The organism is Streptococcus sp. HMSC078D09, from assembly GCF_001813675.1.
GTDB lineage: Bacteria > Bacillota > Bacilli > Lactobacillales > Streptococcaceae > Streptococcus.
Genome location: NZ_KV813662.1, coordinates 70,316 through 78,131, shown reverse-complemented (window position 1 = coordinate 78,131; position 7,816 = coordinate 70,316). Strand labels below are relative to the sequence as shown.

Genomic DNA, 7,816 nt, shown 5'->3' with positions numbered 1-7,816 from the left:
TATGTCCTGGGGACATTGATTCACGAGCCTGAAATAGATTCATCTACTCTCAACCGATCCAACTGGTCATCCAGCGCACGGTTCCTAGGATCATTTTGACCACGAGGATCATAAAGCAAAATTCCAGTACGAACCACAGCCCTTTCAATAGATACAAAATAGGTCGGATAAACAACAAGGCAAAGAGGCCTAAAATGAATCGCATGGTCTTTTCTCTCTCCTTCTTTTTTCCTATTATACCCTTATCCTATAGAGCTGTCCAACAAAAAAACCATCCTAGAAATCTAGGATGGCTTTTCAAAATGCAATTATTTAACTGCTTCTTTAAGAGCTTTACCAGCTTTGAATGCTGGAACTTTAGAAGCTGCGATTTTGATTTCTTTACCAGTTTGTGGGTTGCGACCTTTACGAGCTGCACGTTCACGAACTTCGAAGTTACCGAAACCGATCAATTGAACTTTTTCACCTTTTGAAAGGTATTCTGAAACTGCTGCGAATACAGCATCAACAGCTGCTGCTGAATCTTTTTTAGTCAATTCTGTAGCTTCTGCCACTTTTGCGATCAAATCTTGTTTGTTAGCCATTTAACAAATCCTCCAAATTTTTTTAGGCTTTACGCCTTAACAGTACTATAATATCTAAAAAAAGCCTTTAGGTCAAGTACTAAACCTGTTTTTTCAAACATTTATTCAGCTTATTCGTAGCGCACCAAAACTGCAAATGCATTCTCACCTGTATGGGTTTGAATAATCGATCCAGTTTCGAGAACTGGGATCGCATTTTCAACGAACGATTGCAACTGAGCCTTCATTTCATTGGCCCACTCTGGTGTCCCTGCGTAAGAAATCCCGATCTCAGCCACCTTACTATGGGAAAGATTCTCTACCAATTCATCCAACCATTTCTTAAAGGTCTTGTTTCCACGTCCTTTGACGATTGGTTCCAACTGATGGTCCTTCATTTGCATCACCACACGGATGTTAAGAAGCGAGCTCAAAAGTCCGGTGACACGGCCAATCCGACCACCTTTAACTAGATTTTCCAAGGTAGATACGCCGATATACAACTCTGTCTTTTCTTTGACTTCTTCAATACGACCTAAAACGGTGTCTAGATCTGCTCCTTCTTTAGCCAACTTAGTTGCCTCAACCACTTGAAACTTCATGGCTTGGTCTGTAAAGCCACTATCAATCACAGTTACTTCTGCCCCTGATAAGGTTGCTCCTTGACGAGCCGCCTCTACGGTTCCTGACAAGGCATGAGACATATGAATTGAAACGATATGAGCTCCGTCTGCTGCTAACTTTTCATACACCTCCGCAAAGACTCCAACGGGTGGTTGGCTGGTCTTTGGAAGATTTTTGCTAGACTGCATTAAGCGCAAGAAGTCCCCTTCGCCCAACTCACTGTCGGAATAAAGGACTCCATCCACCATAACAGAAAGTGGCACAATGGTAATGCCATATTCTTCAACCACTTCAGGCTCAATTGTAATAGATGAGTCTGTAACTATTTTAATATTTGCCATATATTTCTATACTCTTCCTAAGAATGTTCTGCTTTCATTATATCAAAAAACACGGGGTTTTGCAGTGAAAGATATCCATTCCTGCCTCCTCAGTCGTCTGCAGCAGAAAAACCTGTATTATGAAGGACATGGTCATGGACAATGCCTTGATCATCCAAGAGCAATCCATGGAGGACTCCACCAAAGACAGCGCCCCCATCGACACCCATCTTCTGATCTGAAATCCAAAGATTTTCGGTGCCGACTGGCTCATTGAGCAGTCCATAGACTGGTGTATGTCCAAAGACGATCCATTTGCCTGTATGATTCTCCGCTTCATGGAATGGTTTTCGGATCCAGACCTTTTGGTAATCACTGGTTTCTCGCCAATTTTCAAGGGTTAGATCCACACCAGCGTGGACAAAATAATAGGTCTCTGTCTCGTAGTCAAAAGGCAAACTACGGATGAAGGCCACCAAGTCAGGAACGGCATTTTCTACTGCTTGCGCATCTGCAATGCCATCTACAGGAGCATCGAGCGGCCGGCCTAACAGAGAGTTGATGGTCGTATCGCCACCATTTCTTCGGTAGTGGTCATAACGCTCTTCTGGATTGTCCAACCAGGCTAAAAACATGTACTCGTGATTTCCGGAAAGGCAAACAGCTCCGTGATGGTCTACGTAGTCCTTTACGATTTCAATTGATCGTTTGCTGTTTTCGCCTCGATCTATCAGATCCCCTAAAAAGACCAATTGAGCTTTTCCATCCCACTCTGTCATGAGCTCTTCTAGCATTTGTGCTTTTCCGTGAATATCTCCGACTACAAAGTATGTTGACATTGTTTCAAACCTTCTTTCTCTTAACGCTTGAGAAGTTGCTCTGCTTGTTGACGGGCAGCTTCCGTTAGATCTTCTCCTGCCAGCATCTTGGCAATTTCTTCGATTCGTTCTTCTCTATTGAGCAAACGCACAGTAGATACAGTTGAGTGTTCATCACTGATTTTCTCAATATAGAATTGATAATCTGCTGCAGCGATGACTTGAGGCAGGTGAGAAATGGCAAGCACTTGGCCATTTTGACCAATCTTATGAATTTTCGCTGCGATGGCTTGGGCCACGCGCCCAGAGACTCCTGTATCCACCTCGTCAAAGACGATACTGGTTTTTCCTTCTTTTCGAGAAAAAGCAGACTTAATGGCCAACATCAAGCGTGACAATTCTCCGCCGGATGCTACCTTGACAAGAGGTTTAAAGTCCTCACCTGGGTTGGTCGAAATGTAAAATTCGACAGCTTCATTTCCCTCACGATTAAACTTAGCCTTGCTAAAACGCACTTGAAAACGCGCCTTGTCCATGTAGAGATCTGCCAATTCTTGCTGGATTTCATTTTCCAAGGCTTGGGCCAAAGTATGCCGCTGATCACTCAAATCTTGAGCCAAGGTGACCAAACTCTTTTCCAAACGTTTGAGTTCTTTTTCCAAGTCCTCAGATGAGAGGTCACTTCCGGTGAGGAGGCTATATTCTTTGGTGATTTGCGCCAGGTATTCCAAGACGTCCTTGACTTGGCCACCATACTTGCGCGTGATGGAGTGGATCAAATCCAAACGCGATTCCACCTGCATGAGGCGATTACCATCAAACTCCAGACCATCGACCACATCTTCTAAGCGCTTGGTAATATCCTCAAGGGCATAGAAGGTTTCAGATAACTGGCTTGAGAGCTCTTTGTAGCTGGGATCATATTCTTCAATACTTTCCAGATCATTCATGGCTGAGCGAACATTGGCTAGACTCGAAAACTCTTCTGCATCCAGCATGGTATAGGCATTGGTTAAGGTATCTGCAATCATCTTGTGATTGAGCAGGCGTTGGCGTTCTTGCTCCAGACGCAGGTCCTCATCCACTTCCAAGGCAGCTGCCTCAATCTCTGCAATTTGAAACTCCAACATCTCAATACGGGCCTTGTTTTCCTGCTGGTTGCGCTGGAGTTCCACCACTTGTTTGCGCAGGCATTTGTAGTCTTCGAAGGTCTGACGATAAGCATCTTTAGTTTGGAAAAAGGCTGTGTCTCCAAATTCATCCAGCATAGCGATATGCAATTGAGGCCGCATGAGTTCTTCCTGATCATGCTGGCCATGGATATCCACCAAATGTTGACCGACTGCCTTTAAGACAGATAAATTCACCATCTGACCATTGATCCGGCTGACACTTCGTCCATTTTGCAAGATTTCTCGGCGAATGATCAATTCATCGGTCCACTCTAGTCCTTGTTCTTCAAAGAGAGCCGTCAAGTGGCGATTGCTCTCAATGGTGAAGAGCCCTTCGATTTCCGCTTTTGGGGCTCCATGTCGAATGACGTCCGTCGTTGCGCGGCTTCCCAGCATCATGTTCATGGCATCGATGATGATGGATTTCCCTGCACCTGTTTCCCCTGTCAGTACCGACATTCCCTTTTCGAAATTTAAGGAAATCTCTTCGATAATGGCAAAGTTCTTAATCGAAATTTCTAATAGCATAGGCTCTTACCACCCAAAAATTGATTTGAGGATGTTCTCTGCTTCTGGAGCTGAATAGGCGATCAGTAAGATCGTGTCATCATCTGCAACAATACTAAAGATATGCTCCTTATAAATCTCCCGCAAGCGACGTTTAACTAAAGGAGCTGTCCCTGGAACCATGGTGAAATTGACATATTCTCCCATGCGACGATGAGACAAGATATTGCTTTCAATCATCCCAATCCCTTGGTGGTGCTTACGTGGCAATTCATAGACATAGGTCATGTCTTTCAGAGGGCGTTTTACGATGCCCAATTCTTTGATATCCCGTGATACTGTCGCTTGGGTTGCTGAGATGCCTTCTTCTTTCAAATGTTCGACGATCTCTTCTTGGGTCCCCACCTCATGATCACGTATAAAGCGACGAATTTTTTCTAATCTGATATTCTTACTCTTCATGTTTAAATTCCTTGTGTGCCAGCTCCACAACAGCCTCCAGCTGCTCTGTAGTCGGCTTTGTTTTCTCTTCTTTTTTTTCTAGATACATCAAAAATTCGATGTTGCCATGGCCTCCTTGGATAGGGGAATAAGCCACTCCCATTACCGCAAAGCCATGTGTCCCTGCAAATGCAGCGACCTTTTCAAGAACGGCTAAATGAATCTTAGGATCCTTAATGATCCCATTTTTCCCGATCTGTTCGCGTCCTGCCTCAAACTGAGGTTTCACCAAGGCCACGACTTGTCCATTATCTGCCAAAATCCGGTGAAGGGCTGGCAGAATCAAGTCCAAGGAAATAAAGCTGACATCGATACTCGCAAAGCTCGGTGTCGCTTCAAAATCATCTGGCTCGGCATAGCGGAAATTGAACTGCTCCATCGAGACCACCCGAGGATCATTGCGCAATTTCCAGGCCAACTGATTGGTCCCGACATCCACCGAAAAGACCTGGCTGGCTCCATTTTGCAGCATGACATCTGTAAAGCCACCTGTAGAAGCCCCGATATCAATCGCAATTTTACCCTCTACAGATAAACCGAAGTGGTTCAAGGCTTTTTCTAATTTAAGACCGCCCCGGCTGACATATTTGAGCTTTTCACCTTTTAATTTCAACTCGGTTGCTTCATCAATTTTTTCACCCGGTTTATCAAAGCGCTCACCATTGATAACGGCAACGACAAGACCTGCCATCACCCCTCTTTTAGCTTGTTCGCGGGTATCAAATAGTCCTTGTTTATAGGCTAATACATCCACTCTTTCCTTAGCCATCTATTCGTAATCCTTCTATTAATTTCTTGATCGCTTGTGGATCAAAGTCGCAAGCAGCTGTAATCTGATCCAACAAGTCCTCGCAAGCATCTAATTCGCTTGTCAGCAAAGCTTTTGATTCTTCCAATCCCAACAGGGCTGGATAGGTCGATTTTTCAGCTACTAAGTCCTTTTGAGGAGTCTTCCCCAAAGCTTCAAAATCAGCTACCAAATCCAAAATATCATCCCGCACTTGAAAAGCCAGGCCTAATTTTTTCCCGATTTTTTCTAAGAGCTGAGCAATGTCTGCTTGCAACTCTAAAATCAAACCAGCTGCGATGAAAGGATAGGCAAGGAGGCGTCCTGTCTTATTGGCATGGATGGTCTGCAATTCTGCTAACGTGAGCTGTTTGTGCTCCCCTTCCATATCAAGGACTTGGCCAGCTACCATTCCACGACTTCCGGATGCATCCGACAATTCAAGGATCAAAGAGACCTTGACCGCATCAGGAAGGGCACTCGCAGCTATCATCCCAAAGGGATCGAGAAAAAGCGCATCCCCTGCTAAAATCGCCAGGTCTTCTCCGAATTTCTTATGATTGGTCAATTGCCCCCGACGGTAATCGTCATTGTCCATGGCAGGCAGATCATCGTGAATAAGGCTTCCTGTATGGATCATCTCTAAAGCCCCTGCTACTTGAAAGTGAGCCTCCGTCAATTCCAGTCCAAAGGCCTCTAACAATTCTAGAAGGAGCAAGGGGCGCAGGCGTTTTCCACCTGCCTGAATTGAATAAAGGACCGACTCCACTAAATGGGGGGCAACGGCTTTCTCCTCATAAAAAGAGCGAACCGCTTGCTCTACTCTATTTCGTTTTTCTTCTTGTCTCATGCTAGATCCGCTTCAGTACCATCTGCTTGCATGACCTTGACCAAGGTTTTCTCTGCTTGATCCAAGGTCTCTTGCAATTCTTTTGACAACTTCATTCCTTTTTGGAATTCTGTAATAGCTTCTTCTAGAGCCACATCACCACTCTCCAATTTTTGGACGATAGCTTCCAAATCTGCTAAGTTTTCTTCAAATTTTTTTTCTTTCGACATGTTTTACCTCTACTTCTAACTGGCCATCTCTCATGATGAGGGATAGCGGGTCCCCTTCTGTTACTTTCGCAACGGAATCTATGACCTGATCTCCTTCCTTAACCATGGCATAGCCACGCGCAATAATCCGACTGGTATCGAGCATCAAGAGAGCTTCTGATAAGCCTTGCACCTTGATCTTTTGCTCTTTAAGGACTTGTTCCATTCGGTTGGTTAAGATTCTCTTATCTTGGAGCAGGCGGTCCTGGTAGCGCTCGATGCGATGCAAAGGAGACATGGCTTCTAAGCGATGACGCAGACCTTGCAGCTGATTGACCCCTTGTCCATATGCATCGCGCATCCCTTGTTTCAATCGCAATTGCAACTGGTCAATCTTTTGCAGGTAGCCATCATAGAGTCTTTCAGGCTGTCTAAAAATAACCGATTGACTTAATTTGGCCAAGCGTTCACGATTATAGGCCAAACGATTGGACATCGCTGTCGCCATACGGTTCTCCTGCTTTTGTAAATGGGACAAGAGATCCAATTTGGTCACCGGAGTAGCCAATTCAGCAGCGGCTGTCGGAGTAGCAGCTCGTCGGTCGGCTACAAAATCGGCTAGAGTCGTATCTGTCTCATGTCCAACACTGGAGATAATCGGAATCCGCGATTCAAAAATGGCTCGCACCACTGCTTCTTCATTAAAGGCCCAGAGATCTTCAATCGATCCACCCCCACGACCGATAATCAAGACATCCAAATCATCCCGTTGGTTAGCCCTTTGAATATTAGCAACCACCTCACTAGATGCACCTTCACCCTGAACCTTGGTCGGGTAGAGCACAATCTCAACACCAGGGAAGCGTCGGCTCACCGTTGTGATAATATCGCGAATCACGGCCCCACTTTGACTGGTGATGACCCCGATCTTTCTTGGAAATTGTGGCAGAGCTTGCTTCCACCGGTCCTGAAAGAGCCCTTCTTCGGTCAACTTTTTCTTGAGTTGCTCAAATTGGATGGCCAAGGCCCCTACCCCATCTGGTTCAGCCTTTTCAATGACAATGGAATAACTCCCACTTGGCTCATAGAGCTGAATGCGACCGATGACATTGATCTTCATGCCTTCTTCTAGCTCAAAACCAAAGCTTCGATAAACCCCAGCCCAGACCGTCGCCTGAATAACCGCTTTTTCATCCTTTAATGAAAAATACTGGTGGTTGGGACGTTTTCGGAAATTGGAGACCTGCCCTGTCAGATAAACCCTTTCCAAATAGGGATCCTTATCAAATTTTAATTTCAAATATTTGGTCAAACTTGATACGGATAAATAGTTGGACATAGGAACTCCTTTCTGCAGAATATGATCAAGTTTAATTATACCAAAAAACACCAAAAAAGGCTGGCAGACAAAGCGAAATCATGAATTTCCTTTCTCTACATGCCTCATTTTATTCAAGACACTTTCTATTTGTCTGTTTGACACCAG

General features: G+C 44.8%; 10 protein-coding genes. All 10 read right to left on the bottom strand.

From position 1 onward, the window contains the following. Nucleotides 1-49: 49 nt before the first annotated feature. Complete coding sequence (locus HMPREF2926_RS11150; RefSeq protein WP_004219735.1) at nucleotides 50-205, bottom strand: hypothetical protein; 156 nt, start codon at nucleotides 203-205, stop codon at nucleotides 50-52. 103 nt (nucleotides 206-308) lie between these two features. Then, complete coding sequence (locus HMPREF2926_RS03280) at nucleotides 309-584, bottom strand: HU family DNA-binding protein (protein ID WP_003006038.1); 276 nt, start codon at nucleotides 582-584, stop codon at nucleotides 309-311. A gap of 110 nt (nucleotides 585-694) precedes the next feature. Then, nucleotides 695-1,528: a DegV family protein gene (locus HMPREF2926_RS03275; protein ID WP_070586422.1), complete on the bottom strand. Its 834-nt coding sequence runs from the start codon at nucleotides 1,526-1,528 to the stop codon at nucleotides 695-697. A gap of 89 nt (nucleotides 1,529-1,617) precedes the next feature. Continuing rightward, the gene (locus HMPREF2926_RS03270) at nucleotides 1,618-2,346 is read right to left on the bottom strand and encodes a metallophosphoesterase (protein WP_021152788.1); all 729 of its coding nucleotides are present in this window, start codon (nucleotides 2,344-2,346) and stop codon (nucleotides 1,618-1,620) included. Nucleotides 2,347-2,366: 20 nt separating this feature from the next. After that, nucleotides 2,367-4,025 carry a DNA repair protein RecN gene (gene recN, locus HMPREF2926_RS03265; RefSeq protein WP_070586421.1) on the bottom strand — a complete coding sequence of 553 codons (1,659 nt, stop codon included), beginning with the start codon at nucleotides 4,023-4,025 and terminating at the stop codon, nucleotides 2,367-2,369. A 6-nt stretch (nucleotides 4,026-4,031) separates the two neighbouring features. Continuing rightward, entirely contained in the window at nucleotides 4,032-4,466 is a 435-nt protein-coding gene (locus HMPREF2926_RS03260) for an arginine repressor (RefSeq protein WP_003006022.1), read from the bottom strand. Further along, on the bottom strand, nucleotides 4,456-5,274 hold the full coding sequence (locus HMPREF2926_RS03255; RefSeq protein WP_070586420.1) for a TlyA family RNA methyltransferase: 819 nt from the start codon (nucleotides 5,272-5,274) through the stop codon (nucleotides 4,456-4,458). Before HMPREF2926_RS03255 ends, HMPREF2926_RS03260 begins: the two co-directional genes overlap by 11 nt. Beyond that, nucleotides 5,267-6,142: a polyprenyl synthetase family protein gene (locus HMPREF2926_RS03250; protein ID WP_070586419.1), complete on the bottom strand. Its 876-nt coding sequence runs from the start codon at nucleotides 6,140-6,142 to the stop codon at nucleotides 5,267-5,269. The genes HMPREF2926_RS03255 and HMPREF2926_RS03250 overlap by 8 nt, the downstream gene beginning before the upstream one ends. Further along, the gene (locus HMPREF2926_RS03245) at nucleotides 6,139-6,351 is read right to left on the bottom strand and encodes an exodeoxyribonuclease VII small subunit (protein WP_049483917.1); all 213 of its coding nucleotides are present in this window, start codon (nucleotides 6,349-6,351) and stop codon (nucleotides 6,139-6,141) included. The genes HMPREF2926_RS03250 and HMPREF2926_RS03245 overlap by 4 nt, the downstream gene beginning before the upstream one ends. Then, complete coding sequence (gene xseA / locus HMPREF2926_RS03240) at nucleotides 6,329-7,669, bottom strand: exodeoxyribonuclease VII large subunit (RefSeq protein ID WP_070586418.1); 1,341 nt, start codon at nucleotides 7,667-7,669, stop codon at nucleotides 6,329-6,331. Before xseA ends, HMPREF2926_RS03245 begins: the two co-directional genes overlap by 23 nt. Nucleotides 7,670-7,816: the final 147 nt, after the last annotated feature.